Source organism: Brachybacterium sillae (genome assembly GCF_025028335.1).
Taxonomy (GTDB): domain Bacteria; phylum Actinomycetota; class Actinomycetes; order Actinomycetales; family Dermabacteraceae; genus Brachybacterium; species Brachybacterium sillae.
In genome coordinates this window covers 976,200-998,330 of record NZ_JAFEUW010000001.1, presented here as the reverse complement: position 1 = coordinate 998,330, position 22,131 = coordinate 976,200, and the positions used below count along the sequence as shown (strand labels likewise).

Annotated in this window: 23 protein-coding genes and 2 pseudogenes; 14 read left to right on the top strand and 11 right to left on the bottom strand. The window is 71.1% G+C overall.

The window, feature by feature from the left end; translation table 11 throughout:
* Nucleotides 1–92: 92 nt before the first annotated feature.
* A complete protein-coding gene (locus JSY14_RS04605; RefSeq protein WP_432803600.1) occupies nucleotides 93–1,508 on the bottom strand; it encodes a TrkH family potassium uptake protein in 1,416 nt (471 codons plus the stop codon).
* A 93-nt stretch (nucleotides 1,509–1,601) separates the two neighbouring features.
* Between JSY14_RS04605 and JSY14_RS04600 the strand changes: the two genes are divergently transcribed.
* The 4 genes from JSY14_RS04600 to JSY14_RS04585 all read left to right on the top strand — a co-directional run bounded on the left by JSY14_RS04600 (nucleotide 1,602) and on the right by JSY14_RS04585 (nucleotide 6,592).
* Nucleotides 1,602–2,813, top strand: a complete 1,212-nt coding sequence (locus JSY14_RS04600; protein ID WP_259557582.1) for an acetoin utilization protein AcuC — start codon at nucleotides 1,602–1,604, stop codon at nucleotides 2,811–2,813.
* A gap of 18 nt (nucleotides 2,814–2,831) precedes the next feature.
* On the top strand, nucleotides 2,832–4,643 hold the full coding sequence (locus JSY14_RS04595) for a dynamin family protein (RefSeq protein ID WP_259557581.1): 1,812 nt from the start codon (nucleotides 2,832–2,834) through the stop codon (nucleotides 4,641–4,643).
* Nucleotides 4,640–6,322 (top strand): dynamin family protein, encoded by a 1,683-nt coding sequence (locus JSY14_RS04590; RefSeq protein ID WP_259557580.1) that lies wholly within the window; start codon nucleotides 4,640–4,642, stop codon nucleotides 6,320–6,322. The genes JSY14_RS04595 and JSY14_RS04590 overlap by 4 nt, the downstream gene beginning before the upstream one ends.
* 171 nt (nucleotides 6,323–6,493) lie before the next feature.
* Entirely contained in the window at nucleotides 6,494–6,592 is a 99-nt protein-coding gene (locus JSY14_RS04585) for a 30S ribosomal protein bS22 (protein WP_005504750.1), read from the top strand.
* 94 nt (nucleotides 6,593–6,686) lie between these two features.
* Here the strand turns inward: JSY14_RS04585 and JSY14_RS04580 are convergent, their stop codons facing one another.
* Nucleotides 6,687–6,980 (bottom strand): glutaredoxin family protein, encoded by a 294-nt coding sequence (locus tag JSY14_RS04580; RefSeq protein ID WP_259557578.1) that lies wholly within the window; start codon nucleotides 6,978–6,980, stop codon nucleotides 6,687–6,689.
* Nucleotides 6,981–7,031: 51 nt separating this feature from the next.
* Nucleotides 7,032–7,574 carry a YceI family protein gene (locus JSY14_RS04575; RefSeq protein ID WP_259557577.1) on the bottom strand — a complete coding sequence of 181 codons (543 nt, stop codon included), beginning with the start codon at nucleotides 7,572–7,574 and terminating at the stop codon, nucleotides 7,032–7,034.
* A 157-nt stretch (nucleotides 7,575–7,731) separates the two neighbouring features.
* On the opposite strand from JSY14_RS04575, the gene JSY14_RS04570 reads away from it, so the two are divergent.
* From JSY14_RS04570 to JSY14_RS04535, 8 genes are all read left to right on the top strand, one after another.
* Nucleotides 7,732–8,277, top strand: coding sequence for a MarR family winged helix-turn-helix transcriptional regulator (locus tag JSY14_RS04570; protein WP_259557575.1), 546 nt, complete (start codon nucleotides 7,732–7,734; stop codon nucleotides 8,275–8,277).
* A gap of 110 nt (nucleotides 8,278–8,387) precedes the next feature.
* Nucleotides 8,388–9,035, top strand: coding sequence for a histidine phosphatase family protein (locus JSY14_RS04565; RefSeq protein ID WP_259557573.1), 648 nt, complete (start codon nucleotides 8,388–8,390; stop codon nucleotides 9,033–9,035).
* Nucleotides 9,032–9,610 carry a TlpA family protein disulfide reductase gene (locus JSY14_RS04560; RefSeq protein WP_259557572.1) on the top strand — a complete coding sequence of 193 codons (579 nt, stop codon included), beginning with the start codon at nucleotides 9,032–9,034 and terminating at the stop codon, nucleotides 9,608–9,610. Before JSY14_RS04565 ends, JSY14_RS04560 begins: the two co-directional genes overlap by 4 nt.
* Before the next feature lie 6 nt (nucleotides 9,611–9,616).
* On the top strand, nucleotides 9,617–10,390 hold the full coding sequence (locus tag JSY14_RS04555; RefSeq protein ID WP_259557571.1) for a cytochrome c biogenesis CcdA family protein: 774 nt from the start codon (nucleotides 9,617–9,619) through the stop codon (nucleotides 10,388–10,390).
* Complete coding sequence (resB, locus tag JSY14_RS04550; protein WP_259557570.1) at nucleotides 10,390–12,000, top strand: cytochrome c biogenesis protein ResB; 1,611 nt, start codon at nucleotides 10,390–10,392, stop codon at nucleotides 11,998–12,000. Before JSY14_RS04555 ends, resB begins: the two co-directional genes overlap by 1 nt.
* Nucleotides 11,990–13,057 (top strand): c-type cytochrome biogenesis protein CcsB, encoded by a 1,068-nt coding sequence (ccsB, locus tag JSY14_RS04545; RefSeq protein WP_259557569.1) that lies wholly within the window; start codon nucleotides 11,990–11,992, stop codon nucleotides 13,055–13,057. Before resB ends, ccsB begins: the two co-directional genes overlap by 11 nt.
* Nucleotides 13,058–13,064: 7 nt before the next feature.
* Nucleotides 13,065–13,394 carry a PLD nuclease N-terminal domain-containing protein gene (locus JSY14_RS04540; protein ID WP_259557568.1) on the top strand — a complete coding sequence of 110 codons (330 nt, stop codon included), beginning with the start codon at nucleotides 13,065–13,067 and terminating at the stop codon, nucleotides 13,392–13,394.
* A gap of 4 nt (nucleotides 13,395–13,398) precedes the next feature.
* Nucleotides 13,399–13,716, top strand: a complete 318-nt coding sequence (locus tag JSY14_RS04535) for a DUF4229 domain-containing protein (RefSeq protein WP_259557567.1) — start codon at nucleotides 13,399–13,401, stop codon at nucleotides 13,714–13,716.
* Here the strand turns inward: JSY14_RS04535 and JSY14_RS04530 are convergent.
* From JSY14_RS04530 to JSY14_RS04510, 5 genes and pseudogenes are all read right to left on the bottom strand, one after another.
* Nucleotides 13,680–14,561, bottom strand: a complete 882-nt coding sequence (locus tag JSY14_RS04530; protein WP_259557566.1) for a 1,4-dihydroxy-2-naphthoate polyprenyltransferase — start codon at nucleotides 14,559–14,561, stop codon at nucleotides 13,680–13,682. The genes JSY14_RS04535 and JSY14_RS04530 overlap by 37 nt on opposite strands.
* Nucleotides 14,562–14,563: 2 nt before the next feature.
* A complete protein-coding gene (locus JSY14_RS04525; RefSeq protein WP_259557565.1) occupies nucleotides 14,564–15,871 on the bottom strand; it encodes an AMP-binding protein in 1,308 nt (435 codons plus the stop codon).
* Nucleotides 15,872–15,923: 52 nt separating this feature from the next.
* Complete coding sequence (locus tag JSY14_RS04520; RefSeq protein ID WP_259557564.1) at nucleotides 15,924–16,148, bottom strand: hypothetical protein; 225 nt, start codon at nucleotides 16,146–16,148, stop codon at nucleotides 15,924–15,926.
* A gap of 147 nt (nucleotides 16,149–16,295) precedes the next feature.
* Nucleotides 16,296–16,586 (bottom strand): annotated as a pseudogene (locus JSY14_RS04515) (integrase core domain-containing protein); the annotation flags it as partial.
* A 294-nt stretch (nucleotides 16,587–16,880) separates the two neighbouring features.
* Nucleotides 16,881–17,677, bottom strand: a pseudogene (locus tag JSY14_RS04510) (IS3 family transposase); the annotation flags it as partial.
* Between the two features lie 247 nt (nucleotides 17,678–17,924).
* Between JSY14_RS04510 and JSY14_RS04505 the strand changes: the two are divergent.
* A complete protein-coding gene (locus JSY14_RS04505; RefSeq protein ID WP_259557563.1) occupies nucleotides 17,925–18,851 on the top strand; it encodes a DUF4268 domain-containing protein in 927 nt (308 codons plus the stop codon).
* A gap of 6 nt (nucleotides 18,852–18,857) precedes the next feature.
* Here JSY14_RS04505 and JSY14_RS04500 read toward each other — a convergent pair whose 3' ends face one another.
* Nucleotides 18,858–19,649 carry a hypothetical protein gene (locus tag JSY14_RS04500; protein ID WP_259557561.1) on the bottom strand — a complete coding sequence of 264 codons (792 nt, stop codon included), beginning with the start codon at nucleotides 19,647–19,649 and terminating at the stop codon, nucleotides 18,858–18,860.
* Between the two features lie 62 nt (nucleotides 19,650–19,711).
* Nucleotides 19,712–20,482 (bottom strand): YfbU family protein, encoded by a 771-nt coding sequence (locus JSY14_RS04495; protein ID WP_259557560.1) that lies wholly within the window; start codon nucleotides 20,480–20,482, stop codon nucleotides 19,712–19,714.
* 172 nt (nucleotides 20,483–20,654) lie between these two features.
* Here JSY14_RS04495 and JSY14_RS04490 point away from each other — a divergent pair, with 172 nt between their 5' ends.
* Nucleotides 20,655–20,876, top strand: coding sequence for a hypothetical protein (locus JSY14_RS04490; RefSeq protein ID WP_259557559.1), 222 nt, complete (start codon nucleotides 20,655–20,657; stop codon nucleotides 20,874–20,876).
* Here JSY14_RS04490 and JSY14_RS04485 read toward each other — a convergent pair.
* On the bottom strand, nucleotides 20,869–22,107 hold the full coding sequence (locus tag JSY14_RS04485) for an IS256 family transposase (RefSeq protein ID WP_432803648.1): 1,239 nt from the start codon (nucleotides 22,105–22,107) through the stop codon (nucleotides 20,869–20,871). The genes JSY14_RS04490 and JSY14_RS04485 overlap by 8 nt on opposite strands.
* Nucleotides 22,108–22,131: the final 24 nt, after the last annotated feature.

The window sequence follows — 22,131 nt, the reverse complement described above, 5'->3', positions numbered from 1 at the left end:
CAACGCCCCATGCCCGGCCCGACGCCCCATGCCCGGCCCGACGTCCCTTGCCCGGCCCCGCGCCGACGCCCGCCCCGCGCCCGCGCGATATCTCAGCCGACGATCGGCCGCTCCTCCGGCAACCGCACCACTCGCGCCCGGGAGCGCAGCGCCAGCGCGGCCCCCAGAGACATCGGCCCGATGCGCCCCAGGTACATGCACGCGATGATCACGTATTTTCCGGCGGTGCTGAGGTCCCCCGTGATCCCGGTCGACAAGCCCACGGTGCCGAAGGCCGAGAGCACCTCGAACACCACCTGGTCCAGGGAGAACGGCTCGAGCCGCAGCACCGCGAAGGTCGCCACGAAGATAATCGCCGTGGACATCACCATCACACCGATGGCCTGACGGATGGTCTCGTGGGGGATGCGTCGGTTGAACACCTCGACATCCCTATCCCCCCGCGCCTCCGCGATGATCGACAGCACCAGCAGCGCGAAGGTGGTCACCTTGATACCGCCGCCGGTGGAGCCGGAGCCGCCACCGATGAACATCAGCAGATCGGTGAACAAGCGCGTCTCCTCGTGCAGAGCGCCGATGTCGATGGTGCTGAACCCGCCGGAGCGCGGCATGACGGAGGCGAAGGCGGAGGCCAGCATCTTGGTGCCGAGGCCGTGGGGGCCGAGCGTCGCGGGGTTCGACCACTCCATCACCAGATACCCCAGGAACCCGGCGGCGAACAGGATCGCGGAGGTGGACAGCGTCAGCTTCGCGTGGAGGGTCCACAGGCGGGGCGTGGACCAGCGCCGCACCAGCACCAGGATCACCGGGAAACCGAGCGCGCCGACGAACACTGCGAGGCCCACGGGCACCGAGAACCATGGGTTCGCGACGTACTGCAGGGTGCCGGCCGCCTCCGGCACGAACCCCGCGTTGTTGAAGGCGCTGATGGCGTAGAACGCCCCGAGGAACAGCGACTCGCCCCACCCGTGCTCCGTGCTGATCATGTACGGGACCAGGGCCAGGAACGTCAGCAGTTCGAAGCTGGTCGAGGTGATGACGATGGTGCGCAGCACCCCGCCGACCTCCGCGAGTTTCTCGGCGCGGGTCTCCGAGGCGGTGATGATCCGCTGCGCCAGGCCCATCTGCCGCATCACCGACAGCCCCAGCAGCGAGGCGAGGGTGAGCAGCCCCAGGCCGCCCATCTTCATGGCGATCATCAGCAGCACCAGGCCGAAGGTCGACCAGTGGGTGCCGGTGTCGACGGTCACCAGGCCGGTCACGCAGATCGCGGAGACAGCGGTGAACATCGCGTCGACCAGTGGGGTGCGCTGCCCGTCGGCGGCGGCCGCCGGGAGGGAGAGCAGCCCGGTGAAGACCACCAGCATCAGCGTGAACACCACCAGGGCCAGACGCGCCGGGGAGGATTTCGCCGCGTTCCCGACCACCTCCGAGACAGCGGTGCGCAGGCGCAGCGCGGGGCCGGGTCGGGGCATGGTGCGGCCCGTCGGATGCCCGCCTCGTGCCATCCGCTCCTCCCGCCGCTGCTCGTGTGCCGTTGATCCTCGTGTGCCGATGATCCCGGGCGAGTCTACGGGCAGGGCGGCCGCTACGCTTCGGCCATGTCCACCGCCGTCGTCGTCCTGGATGCCGCCAGCACGGCCTACGACTTCGCCCCCGACCACCCCATGCAGCCGGCGCGGCTGGTGCTGCTGGAGGAGTTGTCGCGGCGGCTGGGCGTGCTGGGCCGGCCCGGGGTCGAGGTGCTGCCCGCCCGGGTGGCCGACGACCAGGAGATCCTCACCGTCCACGATTCCGACTTCGTGCGAGTGGTGCGCGCGGCCTCCGACCCGACCACCCGACCCGTCCTGCCGAAGCTGCTGGCGTATGGCATCGGCGGGGATGACGTCCCCGCCTTCGACGGCATGCACGAGGCGGCCGCACGCCTGGCCGGCGGCACCCTGGAGGCGGTCGAAGCGGTCGTCGCCGGGCGAGCACCCCGCGCGGTCCACGCCGCCGGGGGCATGCACCATGCACGGGCGTCACAGGCCGCGGGCTTCTGCGTCTACAACGATGCGGCGATCGGCATCCGGCGGGCCCTCGACCGCGGCGTGCGCCGGGTGCTCTACGTGGACCTCGACGCCCACCACGGCGACGGCGTGGAGCGCACGTTCTGGGACGACCCGCGGGTGGTGACGTTCTCGATCCACGAGACGGGGGAGGTGCTATTCCCGGGCACCGGGTTCGTGCAGGACCTCGGGGGCGCGGGGGCCCTGGGCACCGCCGTGAACCTGCCGCTGCCGCCCCGCACCGGCGGTGAGGGCTGGCTGCGGGCCCTGCAGGCAGTACTGCCGGTGCTGGCCCGAGCGATGCGACCGGAGCTCATCGTCTCCCAGCACGGCGCCGACGCCCACCGGGACGACCCGCTCGCCGACCTCGCCCTCACCCTGGAGGCGCAGCGGGAGGCCGCCCTGCTGGTGCGGGACCTCGCCGACGAGCTGTGCGAGGGCCGCTGGGTGGCGGTCGGTGGTGGCGGGTACGCCATCACCGACGTGGTGCCGCGCGCCTGGACGCACCTGCTGGCGATCGTCACCGGTGACCCGCTGCCGGCGAACGGCCCCTTGCCGCAGGACTGGACACAGGTCGCCACCCGCATCGCACGAGAGCACGGTCTGCCCGACCCCCGGCATCAGACGACCCTCGGGGACCACCATGAGCTCGCGGTGCGCGACTGGAGCCGCGGGTACGACCCCGAGGACCCGCTCGACCGTGCGGTCCAGGCCTGCCGCCGCAGCGTGTTCCCCGAATGGGGGCTGGACCCCTTCTACGACTGACCTGCCACAATGGCGGCCATGAGCACCCTCAGCGCGGGCTCCGACGCCCTCGACCGCCTCGCCGCGGACCTCGATCACGTCGAGCTGCCCCTTCCCGTCGACGGGGTCGACACCGGCCGTGCCGCCGTCTCCGCGGCCCGCACCCAGATCGTCGACCACGTCGCGCCCCGCCTGGATTCCCTCGACGCCCCGCTGCTGGTGGTGATCGGCGGGTCCACCGGCGCCGGGAAGTCCACCCTGGTCAACTCGCTGCTGGGGCGGGTGGTCAGCCGCGCCGGGGCGATCCGCCCGACCACGCGGCGGCCGTTGCTGCTGCACCACCCGGAGGACGCCGCCTGGTTCGACGGCGCGCGCATCCTGCCGGGCCTCGCGCGCGTGCGCGCCGGTGGGGAGGCGGAGCGCGCGGACGTCAGCGATGCGCCCGCGACCAGCCTGGAACTGGTCTCCGACGGCGGCATCCCGCGGGGCATCGCCCTGCTCGACGCGCCCGACATCGACTCGGTCTCCTCCGGGAACCGGGAGCTCGCCCGCCAGCTGCTGAGGGCGGCCGACCTGTGGCTGTTCGTCACCACCGCCAACCGCTACGCCGACGCGGTGCCGTGGGAGGTGCTGCGCACCGCCGCCGCCCGTGACGTCACCGTCGCCGTGGTGATGAACCGCATCCCGCCGCGGCCCGGGGTCGCCGAGGAGCTGTCGGCCGATCTGCGCACCTACCTGGACCGCGAGGGTCTGGAGGCCTCTCGGTTGTTCCTGGTGGAGGAGTCGGACGTCGACGATCTCGGTCTGCTCGCGCCCGAGCGGGTGCGCGAGATCCGCGAGTTCCTCGACCAGTTGGCCGGGGATGCTGATGGCCGGGGCGCGATCGCCCGCCGCACCCTCGCGGGGGCCCTGGACTCGCTGGCCGGCTCCGCGGAGGAGATCGCGCTGGCGCGGGAGTCCCAGGAGCGGACCCGCGACGCGCTCGCCGCGGAGGTCGATGATGCGTTCGCGCAGGCCCGCCGCCGCATCGAACAGGTGCTCGGCGACGGCTCGCTGCTGCGCGGGGAGGTGCTCGCCCGCTGGCAGGACGTGGTCGGCACCGGGGACGTGTTCCGCGGCCTGGAGTCCTTCGTGGGTCGGGTGCGTGACGGCATCGGGCGTGCGCTGCGCGGGGAGCCGGCGCCGGCGGCAGCCGCGGAGGCGGCGCTGGAGTCCGGCCTGGTGCACGTGGTGGTGGACGAGTCCGCTCGGGGTGCCGAGCAGGCCGAGACCGCATGGCAGGCGACACCCGCGGGGCGGTCCCTGCTGGAGGGTGTGGACCTCAGCCGCATCCCGGAGTCGTTCCGAGCGGATGTCGCCGCGGAGGTGCGGGCCTGGCAGGGCGATGTGCTCGCCCTGGTGCGGGAGGAGGGTGCGGATCGGCGACTGCGCGCCCGCGTGCTGTCTCTCGGTGTGAACACCCTGGCCGTCGCCCTGATGGTGGTGGTGTTCGTCTCCACCGCCTTCATCCCCACCGGTCTCGAGGTCGGTGCGGGAGCGGCCACCGCCATCGCCGGGCAGCGTCTGCTGGAGGCGATCTTCGGGGAGGACGCCGTCCGACGGCTCGCGAAGATCGCGAAGGACCGCCTGGCCACGCGTCTGGACCGCCTGGTGGCGCAGCGCTCCGCCCCGTTCCATGAGCGGCTCGACGTCGTCGCCGGAGGCACCACCGCCGAGGAGCTGCGGGCCGACGCCGCCGACCTGCGCGATCTCGCCGGGTCGATCCGCGCCCAGGCCCGCCGCGCGCTGTCCGACGAGACCGCGACCGGCGAGACCGCGACCGACGAGACCGCGACCGAGGAGACCCGATGAGGCTCGGCGGCCGACGCACCCCCACCCTGGTCGAACGCCTCGATGCCCTCGACCGTGCCCGCGCGGCCCTGCACGGCGTGGCGCCCGAGGCGGAGCTGCAGCACGCCGAGGACGTCCTCGATCGGATCGACCGGCGCCGGGCGCTGTCCGCGGAGCACACCGTGATCGGGTTCTTCGGAGCCACCGGCTCCGGCAAGTCCTCGCTGGTGAACGCCCTGGTCGGGCGGGAGATCACGCGGGCGGCAGTGCGCCGGCCCACCACGGCGCAGCCGGTGGCCGCGGTGCTCGGCGGGCCCGACAGCGAACCGCTGTTGGACTGGCTGGAGGTCTCGGAGCGGCACGTGCTCGATGGCACCGGCACCCCGCTGGAGGAGGCGCACCGTCGCGGTCGCAGCCGCCGTCGGGGAGAGGACGCCGACACCCTGCCCGGACTGCTGCTGCTGGACCTGCCCGACATGGACTCGGTGGAGCTCGCCAACCGCGAGGTCGCCGAGCGCATGACGGGTCTGGTCGACGTGCTGGTGTGGGTCACGGACCCGCAGAAGTACGCCGATGACGTGCTGCATCACGACTTCGTCACACCCTTCGCCGGGCACGACGCGGTGACGATGGTGGTGCTGAACCAGCTGGATCGGATCCGCCCCACGGAGCGCAAGGGCGTCGTCGCGTCCCTCACCCAGCTGGTGCGTCGTGACGGCCTCGAATCCGCCCCCGTGCATGCGGTCTCCGCACAGACGGGGGAGGGTCTCGACGACCTGCGCCGTGCCCTGCTGGACATCTCCCGTGGGCACGACGCCGCCGCGCAGAGACAGAAGGCCGATGTGCGGGAGGCCGCGGAGCGCCTCGACCATGTCGCCTCCCCCGCGGGCCTGCCGCAGCAGGTGCGTCCCGGGGATGTCGACGCCCTGGTGGAGGACCTCGCCGCAGCCGCCCGGGTGGACCAGGTGGGCCGCGCGGTCGGGGCCTCCTATCGGCACCGGGCCTCGGCCCGCACCGGCTGGCCGCTGCTGCGATGGATGGCGCGGCTGCGCCCCGATCCGCTGCGACGCTGGAACATCGGGCAGGAGCGCGCCCCCGAGGGCCTCTCCCGCACGTCCCTGCCGGAACCCGATGCCGCCACCCGGGCCCGTGCCTCGGCCGGGGTGCGGGGGTTCGCCGATGCCAGCAGTGCGGGGGCCGGGGACCCGTGGCGTGCCGAGGTGCGCCGTGCCGCCCGCTCCCGCGAGGACGAGCTGCCCGACGCCCTGGATCAGGCCGTGGCCGGTGCCGACCTGCGCGCCCGCGAGGGCGGCTGGTGGTGGCCGGTGCTCGATGTGCTGCAGTGGCTGGCGCTGCTGTGTGCGGTGGTGGGGCTCGGCTGGCTGGCGCTGAACGCGGTGCTGCTGTACTTCCAGGTGCCCCCGCCGCCCATGCCGATGATCCGTGAGCTGTGGGTGCCGATCCCGTTGCCGACGGCCCTGGTGGCCCTCGGACTCCTGGCGGGCGTGCTGTTCAGCGTGGCCTCGGTGTTCGCGGCAGGCCTGGCGGCGGCGCATCATCGCCGCCGGGCGGTGCGGATCCTGCGGGAGAGGGTCCGGGACGTCGCCCGCACGCATGTGGTCGAGCCGGTGGAGGATGTGCTGGACCGCGGCGCCGATACTGCGACCGATCTCTCGACCGCCCGGGGGGAGCGTCGCTGAGGCTGCGTAGTAGACTCGACCCCTGACTGTGGCACGGCCCGGGCACGCCCGGTGCGCCGCGGCACCGCCTGGCCGGTGGTCCGCCGCATGGCGCAGGCCCGGCGAGCGGGCGCGTGCAGCTGATCATCCCGACGAGCGCAGGCCCGCGTGCCTGCAGAAACAGAGGCACCGATGGGTTCCGTGATCAAGAAGCGCCGCAAGCGCATGTCGAAGAAGAAGCACCGCAAGCTGCTGCGCAAGACGCGCCACCAGCGTCGCAACAAGAAGTGAGTCGCTGAGGCACCGAGCCTCCGACAGCACAGCGCCCCCGACACCGGTCTGGTGTCGGGGGCGCTGTGGCATGAGCGGGAGGCGGCGCTGGGCGTCAGCGGCGCAGCCGCGCGAGCCAGCGGGGTCGTCGCAGAGCGCCCCGCAGTGCCTCGGCCTCGACCCGGTAGCGGGCGAGCAGGCGGCCGTCGACGATCACCACAGGCACGTCGTAGGTGAACCGCTCCCGCAGGGCGGGGTCGGTGTCGATGTCGACCACCTCCACCCGGGTGCCGGCGCGGTCGGCCTCGGCCCGCACGGTCGGCAGCGCCTCCTCGCACAGGTGGCAGCCGTCGCGGCTGAGCACCAGCACGCGAGCATCCGGGTCCTGGGGGCGGGGGAGCGAACTCATCGGCCCAGCCTACGCACCGGGGTCGGCCGGAGCGGGATCACCGGAGCGGGATCAGGCCGCGGTCGGAGCCACGAACTGCGCGTCAATGGAGATGCGCACCTCGTCGGACACCAGCACGCCGCCGGTCTCGAGCGCGGCGTTCCAGGTCAGCCCGAACTCCTTGCGGGAGATCTTGGTCTCCCCGGAGAAGCCGGCGCGGAACACGCCGAAGGGATCGGTGGTGGCGCCCTCGTAGGAGAAGTCCAGGGCCACCGGCTTGGTGACACCCTTGATGGTGAGGTCACCGTGCAGGGTGTCGCCCTCGACCTTGGTGGAGACGAAGCGGATTTCCGGGTGCTCGGCGGCACCGAAGAAGTCCTCGCTCTTGAGGTGGTTGTCGCGGTCGGCGTTGCCGGTGGAGATGGACGCGACCTCGAGCACGGACTCGAAGCGCAGATCCTCCAGGGAGTCGCCCACCTGCAGGCTGCCGCTCACCGTGGTGAACTGGCCGCGGACCTTCGAGATGCCCGCGTGGCGGACGGTGAAGGTGGCGTCGGTGTGGGCAGGATCGAGGTTCCAGGTGCCGGCGGTGAGGCCCTCGGGCAGTGCGGTCATGGGGGTCGTCCTTTCGGTCGGAGGGTTCGCGGCCCGGTGGTGGCGCCGCGCTTGTTTGAAATGTAAACTAGCGTCGTGTCGTCTGGCAAATCCGCGGGGCGACACGTTCCGAACCACGCCGACCGACCTGCTCGTCGCAGGATCCGAGGACCACAGCATGACCACCGATGCCGACATCCGCCACGACAGCCCCGCCCCCTCCGCGGCCACCGCGCAGTGGCTCGACCGGGACGAGCAGCTCGCCTGGCGCACCTTCCTTCACGCCGTCTTCACCCTCACCGAGCGCATCTCCGACGCCCTCGAGCAGGACCCGGAGATCGATCTCAGTCTCGCCGAGTACGAGATCCTCGTGCGCCTGAGCGAGTCCGAGACCGGGCGTCTGCGCATGTCCGAACTGGCCGACCACCTGGTGCACTCGCGCTCCCGCCTCAGCCACACCGTGGCGCGGCTGGAGAAGCGCGGACTGGTGGACCGGGAGCGCTGTCAGGCGGACGGCCGTGGGCGCGAGGCCGTGCTGACCCCGGCGGGCCTGGCGCTCCTGCGGGCCGCCGCGCCGCGACACGTCGCCTCCGTCCGCGCCGAACTGCTGGACGTGGTGGGCCGTGAGGACTTCCTCACCCTCGGACGGATCCTGCGCTCCACCCTGCCGGAGGAGCTCGATGTGATGCCGCCCGAGAACCCTGCCGCGGACCGGCGCGGGTGACCGACGCATCGCCGCCCGCCACCCCACCGCCCAGCCGGGATTGGTAGCGTGGCGGGCTGACCACGACGCCCCGGGTCGACACCGGCCGTGACGCGAGAGGACCGCACCGCATGAGCACCACCACCGTGCACCTCGTCCGCCACGGCGAGGTCCACAACCCGGAGAAGATCCTCTACGGCCGCCTGCCCGGGTACCGGCTCTCCGAGCGCGGCCGGCAGATGGCCCAGATGGCCGCCGATCACCTCGCCGACCGCGACGTGGTGCTGGTGCGGGCCTCGCCGCTGCTGCGCGCGCAGCAGACCGCCGCGCCCATCGCCGCCGCCCACGGCCTGGAGGTCGGTACCGAGGACCGGGTGATCGAGGCCTGGAACCACTTCGAGGGGCAGCGCATGGGCCACGGGGATGCCCGCTTCACCGACCCCCGCAACTGGCGCTGGTTCGCCGACCCGCTGCGCCCCTCCTGGGGTGAGCCCTACCGGGACCAGGTGCGCCGCGTGATCGCCGCGGTGCGCGACGCCCGCGCCGCCGCCGAGGGCCACGAGGCCGTGCTGGTCATGCACCAGCTGCCGATCTGGCTCACCCGCCGCAGCGCCGAGGGCCGCCCCCTGGTGCACGACCCCCGCCGTCGCGAATGCGCCCTGTGCTCCGTCACCAGCCTGCGCTTCGACGGTGCGCGCCTGGCCGGGGTCGACTACGCTGAACCCGCCGCGCCCCTCCTGGCCGGGGCCGTCGATGCCACCGGAGGGAGACTGACGTGACCACCGTGACCCGTCGCCGCCTGCTCGCCACCACCGGTGGCGGACTCGCCTCCCTGGCCCTCGCCGCCTGCGGCACCGACACCTCCCAGCGCTACGACACCGGGTACGTCGCCGGGGACGGCGTCACCACCGAGATCCCCGCCGACCAGCGCGGCGAGCCGCTGAGCTTCCAGGGCACCACCTACGCGGGGGAGGCCTTCGACAGCTCCCGGCTGCGGGGTGCGCCGCTCGTCGTCAACGTCTGGTACGCCGCCTGCCCGCCCTGTCGCAAGGAGGCCCCGGACCTGGTGGCGATCCACGAGGAGTACGCCCCGCAGGGGGTCGGCTTCATCGGGGTCAACGTCCGTGACGAGGCCGGGCCGGCGCAGGCCTTCGAGAAGGCCCACCACATCCCGTACCCCTCGCTGCCCGACCTGGACGCCACGATCATGTATGCCCTGCGCGGCCAGGTGGCCCCGAACGCGGTGCCGTCGACGCTGGTGCTCGATGCCCAGGGACGTGTGGCCGCACGGATCTCCGGCGCCATCGATCCCTCGGTGCTGCGGGCCATGCTCGACCGGGTCGTGGCGGAGTGAGGTCGGATGCTCGCTGACGTCGGCTCCGCGTTCTCCGCGGCCGTGGTCTCCGGCCCCCTGCTCATCGCCCTGGCGGTGTCGGCGGCAGCCGGACTCGTCGCCTTCCTGTCCCCGTGCGTGCTGCCGGTGGTCCCCGGATACCTCGGGTACGTCTCCGGCCTCAGCGGGGACACCGGCGCCGAGGGCTCCCGACGCCGGGGCCGCAGCGGCCGTCTGCTGGCCGGCAGTGCCCTGTTCGTGCTCGGGTTCGCCGCCGTGTTCATGGTGCTCGGCGGATTCGTCGGCGCTCTCGGGCATCTGCTCCTGGCCCACCAGGTGTGGGTGAACCGTATCGCCGGGGCGATCGTGATCCTCATGGGCCTGGTGTTCCTGGGGGTGTTCCCGAGCCTGACCGGGGAGCGGCGCCCGGCACAGCGGCCCGATGCCGGTCTGTGGGGCGCCCCGCTGATGGGGGCGATCTTCGGCCTGTCCTGGACGCCCTGCATGGGGCCGACCTACGCGGCCGTCATGGCGCTGTCGCTGGACAGCGCCTCCGTGGGCCGCGGGGCGCTGCTGGCGCTCGCGTACTCCCTGGGCCTGGGCATCCCCTTCCTGCTGTTCGCGCTGTTGTTCGACCGGGCCCTGGGGGCCAGCCGCGCCCTGGCGCGGCACCGCCGCACCATCGCCCTGCTCTCCGGTGCCCTGCTGATCGCCATCGGGGTGCTGTTGATGACCGGCCAGTGGGCCGCGTGGATGGCGCACCTGCAGGGGTACGCCGCCGGTTTCGAGACGGTGGTGTGATGGCGCGCAGGGGAACCGACGCGACACTGCCCGCCCTGGGGCCCCTGGGCTGGCTGCGCTTCCTGTGGCGGCAGCTGACGAGCATGCAGACCGCCCTGTTCCTGCTGATGCTGCTGGCGATCGCGGCGGTGCCCGGTTCGCTGTACCCGCAGCGGAACGTGAACCCGGGTCTGACGGAGCAGTACCTCGCCAACAACGGCCGCTGGGCGGAGATCCTCGACCGCCTGGGTTTCTTCGACGTGTTCTCCTCGCCGTGGTTCTCGGCGATCTACCTGCTGCTGTTCCTCTCCCTGATCGGCTGCGTGGTGCCGCGCCTGCGGCAGCACCTGCAGCAGCTGCGCGCGCAGCCGCCGCGCACCCCGGCCCGTCTGGGGCGCTTCGTCGGCCACCAGCAGCGGGACCTGCCCGCCGGGTCCGACGGGACCGCGGAGCTCGAGGCCGCCCGGGCGCTGCTGCGCCGTCGCCGCTACCGGCTGCGCCGCGACGACGACACCCGGTCCGTGAGCGCCGAGCGCGGCTACCTGCGGGAGACCGGCAACCTGCTGTTCCACCTGGCCCTGCTGGGGGTGCTGATCGGCGTGGCCGCCGGGCACCTCACCCAGTACCGCGGGCAGATCACCGTGGTGGAGGGGGAGGGGTTCTCCAACTCCCTCACCCACTACGACTCCTTCACCCCGGGGCCCTGGTACGACCCCAGCCGCCTGCCGGACTTCCGTTTCACGCTGGAGGATTTCCGCGCCGAATACGACACCACCCCCGGGGAGCACACCTTCGGTCAGCCCCGCATGTTCGAGGCCGACGTCTCCGTGCAGACCCCCCAGGAGGAGTACTCCCGCACGGTGCGCGTGAACCAGCCGCTGCAGGTGCCGGGCGCCGATATGTTCCTGCTGGGCAACGGCTACGCCCCCGAGCTCACCCTTACCGACCCGCAGGGCACCGTGGTGGCCGACGGTCCCGTGATCGCCCTCCCGATGGACACCGGGTACACCTCCCAGGTGGTGCTGAAGGCCCCCGACGCCCGGCCCGAGCAGACCGCCGTCGTCGGCCTGTTCATGCCCACCGCGAAGATCGACGAGCGCGGCCCGCACTCGCTGTACCCGGACCTGGTGGACCCGGCACTCGCCCTGACCGTCTACCACGGTGACCTCGGCCTCGACGAGGGGGTGCCGCAGAACGTCTACGAGATCGACGTCAGCACCCTGCAGCAGGTCACCCAGGAGGACGGCTCACCGCTGCTGGTGCAGCTGCGGCCGGGGGAGCAGGTGGAGCTGCCCGACGGCTCGACCCTCGCCTTCACCGGAGTGCGCCGCTTCGCGGCCTTCGACATCCGCCATGACCCCTTCCAGCCGCTCACCCTGGTGATGTCCCTGCTGGCCCTCGCCGGGCTGACGCTGTCACTGTTCGTGCCCCGCCGCCGCGTATGGGTGCGGGTGGTGCCGCGCGGTGACCGCATGGTGATGGAGGTCGCGGGTCTGGCCCGCAGCGAGGACCCGTCCCTCGCCGACGACGTGACCCGCCTCCTGGATCGTCTGGTGCCGCAAGAGGCAGAATCGGACACCACCACGGCCGGAGCGGACCGTGCCCCCACCGGAGGACCCCGTGAACCCTGATCAGCTGGCCGACCTGTCGAACCTGTCGGTGGTCATCGCCATCGTGCTGTATGTCCTGGCTCTCATCGGCTTCACCGCGGACCTGGCCCGCACCACCCAGGTGCGCAGCGACGCCCGGCTCGCGGCCCGGGAGCGGGTCGGCGCGCGCAGCGGTGCCGCCCATGTCGTGACTTCCGGGAGCGGGGGCACCGGCACCCTCACCCTGGAGCGGCCGACGGAGGGTGACGGGGACGGCCCCGGGAAGGCCCCCGCCGTGGCGGCGCCCGCGCAGCCGGGCGGGCTCTCCGCCCGCCAGTTCGGGGTGCTCATGGCCACGCTCGGCGTGGTGCTGCACCTGCTCGGCATGGTGCTGCGAGGGGTGGCGACCTCCCGCGTGCCGTGGGGCAACATGTACGAGTTCGCGATGACGGGCAGCGCCGTCGTCGTCGTCCTGTTCCTTCTGCTCAGCGCCCGCCGCCGGGAACTGCAGGAACTCGCCGTGTTCGTCATGGGCCCGGCGTTGGTGCTGATGTTCCTGGCGCAGACCCTCTGGATCGTCCCCGCCGCGCAGCTCACGCCGAGCCTGCAGAACTCGCACTGGCTGGTGATCCACGTGCTGGTGGCGATCCTGTCCTCCGCCCTGTTCACCCTGGGGGCGGTGGTCGCGGCCCTGCAGCTGGCCGCCTCCCGCCATGAGGCGGCGCTCGCCGCCGGTCGCGCCGCGCACTGGGGCCGCTTCGGGGCGGTGCTCGACCGCCTGCCCGGGTCCCGCGAGCTCGAGGCCCTGAGCTTCCGCATCCATGCCATCGCGTTCGTCGGCTGGACCTTCACCCTGATCGCCGGTGCCATCTGGGCGAACTACGCCTGGGGGCGCCCCTGGAACTGGGACCCCAAGGAGGTGTGGACCTTCGTGATCTGGGTGGTCTACGCCGCGTACCTCCACGCCCGCGCCACCCAGGGGTTCCGCGGCAACCGCGCCGCCTGGTTCGCGCTGGCCGGGTTCGCCTGCATCATCGTGAACTTCACCATCGTGAACACGGTGATCAACGGCATGCATTCCTACTCGGGCCTGACCTGATCCGGCCATGCCCCGCGTCGTCCTCGCCGTCATCGCCCTGGCGCTCGCGCTCTACGCGTTGAGCGACTGCCTGCAGAGCCCGCGCTCCCGGGAGGCTTTGGGGCCGCGGTGGGTGTGGGTGGTGGTGATCCTGCTGCTGCCGATCGTCGGCCCGCTGCTGTGGCTGCTCATCGGCCGCACCGCGACCGTGCGGCGGCCGGAGCCTCCGCGAGCGCTCGCCCCCGACGACGACCCGGAGTTCCTGCGCCGCCTGGACGAGCAGATCCGCCGGGAGCGGCGCGACCGTGAGCGCGGCCAGGACCCCGACACCCCCGATGATCCCCACCCCCGAGGTTGACCCCATGCGTTCCGTCCTCGTCTACTCCGTGCTGCGCCTGGCCCTGTTCGGGCTGCTGTGGTGGCTGCTGCACCTGGCCGGACTGGGGCTAGGGCTGGCGGGCATCGCCGCCGCGGTGGTGGCGATGCTGGTGTCGATCCTGGCGCTGGGCCGGCAGCGGGAGGCCGCGGCCCGGGCGTGGCAGGCGGCCGATGAGCGTCGGCGGGAGCGCCGCGGGGAGGTGCGCGACGAGGACGCCGACGCCGAGGACGACCTGCTCGACGGCCGGACGCCCGGCGCCGGATCTCAGAGCGCCAGCCCGAGCAGCAACAGGAGCGCGTAGACCAGTTCCAGGCGGCCGATGGAGCCGATCGCCGGGATGAGGTCGCGGCCCTGATCGCCGCGGCGCACCGCCCGCACCGCCGGCAGGGCCAGCGGCAGTGACAGCAGGGCCAGCAGCGCCGGAAGATGCAGGGCGCCGATCACCACCGCCAGCAGTGCCGGCACCGCCAGGCAGGCGAGGAACAGGACGCGGGTGCGCGGGTCCCCGAGCCGCACCGCCAGGGTGCGCTTCCCGGCCACCGTGTCACCCGGGATGTCCCGCAGATTGTTCGCCACCAGGATCGCGACGGCGAGCAGGCCGATCGCCACCGCCCCCAGCAGGCTGATGAGGGTGACGGTGCCGGTGATGGCGTAGGTGGTGCCGCACACCGCCACCAGGCCGAAGAACACGAAGACGAACACCTCGCCGAGGCCCATGTACCCGTAGGGGCGTTTCCCACCGGTGTAGAACCAGGCGGCGGCGATGGCGGCCGCGCCGATCACAAGGGTCCACCAGATCCCGGCGATCGCCACCAGCAGCACCCCGGCGAGCCCCCCGACGGCGAGGGCACCGATGGCGGCGGCCTTCACCGCCGAGGGGCGGGCGAGACCGGAGCCGGTCAGTCGCAGCGGCCCGACGCGGTCATCGTCGGTGCCGCGCACCCCGTCGGAGAAGTCGTTGGCAAAGTTGACGCCCACCTGCAGGGCGAGCGCCACCACCAGCGCGAGCAGCGCCCGGGAGATCACGGTGGCGGCATCCACCCCGCCGTGCTCCAGGGCGGCGCCGGTGCCGACGGCCACCGGGGCCACAGCGGCGGGAAGGGTGCGGGGGCGGGCGCCCTGCACCCACTGCGAAAGGGTCGCCACGCTCAGTCCTCTCCTTGGGCGGGATCATCGGCCCGCTGTGCCAGGCGGCGGGCGGCGGACCGATCGATCTTACCGATGCCCAGCAGCGGCAGCTCCTGGACCACATGCACCCGCCGGGGGATCCGGTGGGAGGGCACCTCGGTGGTGCGCAGCGCCGCCCGCACCAGGGCGGAAGCCTCCGCGGGATCCACCCCGGGGGCCAGGGTCACCAGCGCCTCCACCCGTTCCCCCCATTCCGCATCCGGCACCCCCACGACGACGCTGCCGGTGACCATGCCGCGCAGCATGAGGGACCGTTCGATGGCGCGCTCCACGTCCTGCGGCTGCACCTTGCGACCCCCGGTGGTGATGACGTCATCGGCGCGGCCGAGCACCCGCAGCGTCGGCTCATGCCCCGCCGACAGGTTCGCGAGGTCGGAGGTGCGCAGCCAGGGGCCGCCGGGATCGTCGACCAGGGCACTGCGATCGATCACACCCTCGGGGCCCAGGTGGCCGGTGAGCAAGGTGGGGGAGGCGATGAGCAGGCGGCCGCTGCCGTCATGGTCGGGATCCTCGATCCGCAGCCGCACACCCGGCAGAGCACGGCCGTCATAGACACAACCTCCGGCGGTCTCCGAGGAGCCGTAGGTGGTGCGCACCCGCACGCGGGCCGCGCGGGCGCGGGCCAGCAGATCGGGGGCGGTGGCGGCGCCGCCCACCAGCACCGCATCGAAGCGGGTGAGCAGGGAGCGGGCGCGGGCGGCGGTCCCGGTGGCACCGGTGACCAGACGCTGCAGCTGGGTGGGCACCAGAGAGGTGAGCCGCGGGACGCCGTCGGGCACGGAGGCGAGGAACGGCTCGGCGGCGGCGACGAAGGCGTCCGCGTCGAAGTGGGTGCTGAGGTCCGGGAGCACCGGAAGGGTCCAGGGAGTGTCGACGGCTGCCGGGGGTTCCTCGCAGTCTCCCCGGAGGGCGGTGTGCCAGGCGCGGGCGATGACCTGCACCCCCGCGATGTGGGTGGGTGGCAGCAGCGGCAGCCAGGCGCCGTGGCCGCCGAGCACCTCGGCGGTCGCGTCCTGCGAGGCCATGAGCGCGCTGCGGGTGAGGAGCACCGCACGGGGCTGTCCGGTGGAGCCGGAGGTGGGGACCACCAGCACGGGTTCGGTGAGGTCGGCCCGGATCGTGGCGGGCGGATCGAGGGACGGCGGCCCCAACCACACCGAGGCCTCGCCCCGCTCCAGAGCACCGAGCGCCGCCACGTGGGCGGCAAGGGACCGGGGGGTGCCGTCGAACGGCGGGGGAGTGATCCAGTCGAGGCGGGTGCTGGGCATACCGCCAGGCTAGTGGCCGGTGGGGCGGTTGATCGCCGCCCCCCCGGGTGGATCACGACGAGCCGATCGGGGAGCCGGTGGTGGTCTTGGTCGTGGTCTCGTTGGTGAGCGTGGACGTCGAGTAGGTGATGGTCGTGGTCTTCGAGACTGTCGGCGTGAGGCTGTAGTTACAGCGGTTGGTCACGCGGCTGAAGTTGATGAAGTACCCGGGCAACGAGGTGCCGGAACCCGCCGTCGAGGTGGAGGTCTCGAGCAGCGTGGGGGTGTTCCACGTCATCGTCAGCGTCCTGCCGTCGGCCGAGAGGTTCATGCTCCAGCCGTTCAGGGTCGTGCATCGGGTCCAGCGGGTGGAGCCGAGGGTGTTGTAACTGCCATCGGGGCAGGTGTCGATGCGCAGGGGCTCGGAGATGGTGAGCCGCCCCCTTCATTCGGTCCGGACGTTCTGTGAGTCGTCGGTTTCCATTTGATGGGTGCACTGCCGAGCGTACTCGGCCGGGGGTAGGTAGCCGAGCGAGGAGTGCCGACGCTGATGGTTGTACTCGTCCTTCCAGTCGCCGATGATGACCTGGGCGTGCAGCAGCGAGTAGAAGCTGTTGATGTTGAGGCACTCGTCGCGGATCCGGCTGTTGAACGACTCGACGTACCCGTTGCGCCACGGCGAGCCCGGAGGGATGTAGGACAGGCCGGTGCGGGTGCCAGCCCAGTCGGCCATCGCCGGCTCTTCCGAGTTCCGGTGGGGGTGAGCGGCGCGCCGGTGTCGTGATGCCCGGGTGAGAGGGGTCGAGGCCTCCAAGATCGGGAGCGACCAAGCACCCTGTCCGGAAGGCCTCGACGTTGTCTGAGCCTACGGCGCACATCGCTGCGCGCTGCCATGACCACACCGACTACTGCTCGCGTTGCGACCTGCTCGTCGGGCTCGGCGAGCTGCCCGATCCCGGAGATCAAGCGACTCGGGAAGACCCTGGGCCTTGACCCCTGGTGGTGGACACGGGGGTGGTGGTTACGCAGGGATGGCCAGGGCCAGGTAGAGGAACCCGCCGGTGGCGATCGGCAGGTAGGTGATGTCGCCGACGTACTTGCGGTTCGTTGCCTCGGCGGTGAAGTCCCGCTTGATCAGGTCCGGGACGTCCTGGTCGGCAGGGGCCGGGATCGTGGTCCGCACCCGGCGACGCAGCCGCAGCCCGGGCAGGTGATGCTCGCGCATGACCCGGGCCACCCGTTTGTGGTTCACCCGCTCATCGGGGTCGACGCCGTCGTTGAGCTCGGCAGTCACCCGTGGTGCCCCGTAGGCCGGGTCGTCCTTCTGCACCGCCCGGATCCGGTCGGCGAGCACCTGGTCGTCGACGGCCCGCTGCTCCCGGGCAGGGGCAGCCTCGACCCAGGCGTAGAACGAGGACCGGTTGATCTCCAGCACCTGGCACAGCCGCTTCACCTCGTAGGTGTCTCGGTGGTCGGCGACGAACTGGAAGCGGCTCACCAGTTCGTCTCCCCGGCGAAATACTTGGCTGCCTTGCGCAGGATGTCGCGCTCGGTCGCCAGCATCCGCTTGTCGTCCTCCAGGCGACGTACCTGGGCCTCCAGGCGGGCGATCCGGGCCTGTGGGGACTCACCCTCGGGCGCGTCGCTGTGCGGGTCGGAGGCTTCGGTCCTGGGGCCGGTGTACCCCTGCTCGCGCCGCCAGGTCGCCAGCGTGCCGCGGGAGACGCCGAGATCGGCAGCGACCCCTCTCAACGTGGCGCCCGGGGTGTGCTCGTACAGCTCGACCGCCTCACGCCGGAACTCATCGGTGTAGTTCTTCCTGGGCATGGTGTAGATCTTCTCGCTTCCTCCAGCCAGTGCTGGGTTCGGCGTGTCCACCCTCCGGGGTCAGGGCCCCCTCGCCGGTTGCAGGCTCCGGTGCCGGTCGCCGGAAGGCCTCACCGTCGAACAACTCCTCACCGCTCATGACCAGATTCTCCCGGCTGCCGTGCCCTCAGCCGCGGACCGGGGCTGGCGTGTTACTGACCCACGCTCCTAGTGTCTACGCCATGGCTGGACTGGTGAGAGGCAACAGATGACTGTGCTGGGCAAGCTGGAGCAGGTGCCGCTGCGCGAGGTCTGGAAGCACGAGGCCTCCGACTTCACCCAGTGGCTCGCGATGCCGGACAACATCGACCTGCTCGCAGAGGTGATCCTCGGGGGCGGGTCGCTCACCGTGACCGACACCGAGGTCAACGTCGGCACCTACAAGGCCGACATCCTCGCCGTCGACTCCGAGGACCGCGTCGTCGTCATCGAGAACCAGCTCGAGCAGACCGACCACGACCACCTGGGAAAGATCCTCACCTACGGCGCGGGCAAGCAGGCCGAGGTGCTGGTGTGGATCGTCAAGGATGCCCGTGAGGAGCACGAGAACGCGGTCAACTGGCTCAACGAGCACACCGACGACTCGATCCACCTGTTCCTGATCCAGATCGAGGCGTGGCGCATCGGGGACTCGATACCGGCTCCGCGCTTCAACGTCATCGCCAAGCCCAACGACTGGCTGAAGGTCGTCAAGCAGAGCACCACCGCCGGCTCGGTCAGCGACCTGAAGCTCCAGCAGCAGGCGTTCTTCGAGGAAATCCGGGCCGCGGGCGTGGACGGGGCTCCGCATGTGAAGAGCTGGGCCAAGCCGACCCCGCAGCACTGGTACGACGTGCGTGTCGGCTCGGGGAAGGGACAGATCTCGATCACCCTGAACTCGCAGAAGACTTATGTCGGCGTCGAGTTCTATGCCAACACCAAGGAGACCTACTACGCGCTCGAGGCCCACCGCGCGGTCATCGACGAGCAGCTCGGGATGGCCTGCGACTGGCAGGAGCTGCCGACGAAGACCGCGAGCCGGATCCTGGTGAAGAGGGACGGGGACTTCCGCGACGAGCTGCTGCGCGGGGAACTCCGCGAGTGGGTGGTCGCCACGGTCGACAAGTTCGCTCAGGTCTTCCCGCCGTACCTGTAGGGCGTCTCAGTACGGCGGGCGCGAGCGCTGCTCGTGCAGCTTGAGCAAGTCCTGCGTCAGGTTCATCGCCGCCCAGACCAGGTAGAGCGCCCGCGTCAGGTCCGTCGAGAACCGCACCGCCATGACGTTGGGGTCCGCGGTCGGGTACGACTCTCGCTCAGAGAACGAGAGACTCGCCCACGGCCGCCCGTGGGCGAAGCCGGAGCAGAGCTGCCAGGGGAGGAGAACGCCGAGACGTGAGCCGGAGTGGGCGTCGGCGTACGTCACTGTCGCAGTGCTCGTGTACCCGCGCCTCACGGCCGCCACGTCGACGCCAGGGTTGCGCCCCGCGATCTCCAGGATCCTCGCGAGGCGCTGCTCCTGGGGCCTGTAGCCCGTGAGGCCCAGCGGCTCGATCGCCCGGTGCTGGTCGGTCGCGTTCTTCCAGTGCCACCGCAGGCACCTGGTCACGCGCTCTGCCCGGGACGCCGGATGGAGGATCCAGTACGCCGTGGCCATATTCTCCAGGGCACCGCGCACCAGCGACGCGGGTGCAGCGACATGGAGCTTCTGCGCATCGATGATCAGCACCTTCACGGCGTGCAGGTGGTCGACCCCGGCGACGATGCACGCCTTCACCGCGTGCGAGACCTGGTACGGATCAGCCCACTCGTCGTCACGCGCCAGCGGGGAACGAGCCAGGACAGAGAAGTCGTCCTTGTCGTCGGTCCGGTCGTTCAGCTTGTCGATGAGGGGCGCGATCTCGAGCCACTTCGCCGACACCTGCTCCTCGGTCAGGGCAGTGGGCTCGTCGGTCACGAGGCGATTCAACCGCGACCCGCCGACAGTTTCGGTCCGCGCACATGCGGCAGCCCCCGCCGCTATCGCCGCGACGGGTGGACCCGGGCGTCGCGGATCTGCTGCAGCTCCTCGGCGGAAAGGAGGTAGTCGAGCCTGTCGAAGCTGCCCTGGTCCCGGCTGTCCATGATGCGGCGGTACTCGGTCAGCATCCGCATGTAGGTGTCAAGCATCGGGGAGTGCGAGTTCCCGTTGTCGTGGCGCTCAATCTGGGGCTGCAGCTCGGTCCAGCGGTCGCCGTCGCGCATCTGGAACGCGACGTAGTCGGCCATGTGGCCCTCCAGCGAGTCGTTGAAGTCGAATCCCTGGAACTCCAGCGCCCGAGCCAGTTCCTCGTCGACCGGCGTGCCCTCCTTCACCAGGTGATCGATGCTGTAGGTGAGGATCCAGAACATCTGCAGGATGTCGATCACCCGGCGGCAGTCGCGCCGCGACAGCTCGGTCCGGAAGCCGGCCACCTCGTAGGAGTACTCCGAGGTGAAGCCGTCCTCGAGGATCTGTGCCCGCATCAGCTGGTACTCGCGGTCGCCATCGACGTCGTTCGCGTCCTCGGGCAGGACCCGCGCGAGGATCCTGTGCAGCAGCGAGAGCATCTGACGGTCGACGAGCCTCATGCTCTCCGGGGCGGGCTCCTCACTGCGCCGCCGCCCCCGGTCCTCGTCGTCGTACACGGGGACGACGGCCTCCATGAGCAGGTCGCGGACGAACTCGCTGAGGGTCACTCCCTCGTCGTCCGCCATCTCCTTGAGCTGGTCGCGGACCCGGTCGTCCACGCGGATGTTCAGAACAGCCATCTCGACCTCCTGTAAGACTGTATGACGCCAAGCGTAGCACTGTCATACAGACATGGTGCGAATGATGACGCCGGCAACCTGCGCCCATCGCACCAACAGCCGCTCACACGTGCGGAAACAGCACCGCGCCGAGCCCTTCAGAACGACGTCTTCGCCCTGGAGACTCGATGCCATGCCGAAGCCGCCTGACTACGAGTTCCCGCCCGACGCCACACCGCTGCGCAAGATCTCCTCGGCTCGAGCCTGGGGTGACCCCGACCTCGTCCTGCCCTACGTCAAGGAGGCGCTCGACGGCGGCATCCCGCGCAAGTACATCGACCTCGCAACCGGGCGGCGACGCTGGGATCGGGTCTGTCAGATTAACGGTGGATCTGGTCTGGCGCATTTCAGTTGATTCGGCCTTCGAAGGTGATCGCGAAGGCGTTGAGTGCGGGCTTCCACCTCGTCACCCAGCGTGCCCGACCTCGGCCGGTAGGGTCAAGCGACCGCGTCACGAGATACAAGTACTTCAATGCGGCGGCGTCGTTCGGGAAGTGCCCTCGGGCGCGCACGGCGCGGCGGTAGCGGGCGTTCAGGGACTCGATCGCGTTGGTGCTGCAGATGATGCGGCGGATCTCGACGTCGTAGTCCAGGAACGGGATGAATTCCGTCCAGGCGTTCTCCCACAGCTTGCGGATCGCCGGATACATCGTGCACCACTTCTCGGCGAACTCCTCGAAGCGTGCTCTGGCCGCAGCCTCGGTCGGCGCGGTGTAGACCGGGCGCAGGTCACGGGCGATCTGGTCCCAGTACTTGCGCGACGCGAACTTGAACGTATTGCGGATCAGATGGATGATGCACGTCTGCACGACCGCGAGTTCCCACGTCGTGGTGATCGACTCCGGCAAGCCCTTCAGACCGTCGCAGACCACGATGCACACGTCCTCGACGCCGCGGTTCTTCAGCTCGGTGAGCACCCCCAGCCAGAACTTCGCGCCCTCGCCGCCGTCGCCGGCCCAGATCCCGAGGATGTCGCGTTCCCCGGCCGTGGTGACGCCGACGGCGACGTAGAACGGCTTGTTGCGCACCTGCCCGTCCCGGACCTTCACCACGATCGCGTCGATGAACACCACCGGGTAGACCCGGTCCAGTGGACGATTCTGCCACTCGGTCATCTCCTCGATCACCTTGTCGGTGATCTTCGAGATCGTGTCCTTGCTGACGCTCGCGCCGTAGACGTCGTCGAAGTGCGCCGCGACCTCACCCGTCGTCAGCCCGCGCGCGGTCAGCGATAGGACAATCTCGTCGATCCCGTCCAACCGCCGCTGCCGCTTGCGCACGATCTTCGGCTGGAACGACCCGTCACGATCTCTCGGCACGTCGATCTCGACGGCACCGACCTCGGTGAACACGGTCTTGGGCCGGGTCCCGTTGCGCGCGTTCTCGCCGTTCGATGACGCGTGCTTCTCATAGCCAAGATGCTCGGTCATCTCCGCGTCGAGCGCGGTCTCGAGCACGGTCTTCGTCAGACCGCCCAGCAGGCCTCCCGGCCCGACGAGGCTGACGCCCTGCTCCTTCGCCTGCGCAAGCAGCTGCTCGGCGATCTGTTGTTCATCGATGATCTCTCCCGTCACAGGATCGATCATCTCGATGGTCTGGCTCATAGCACT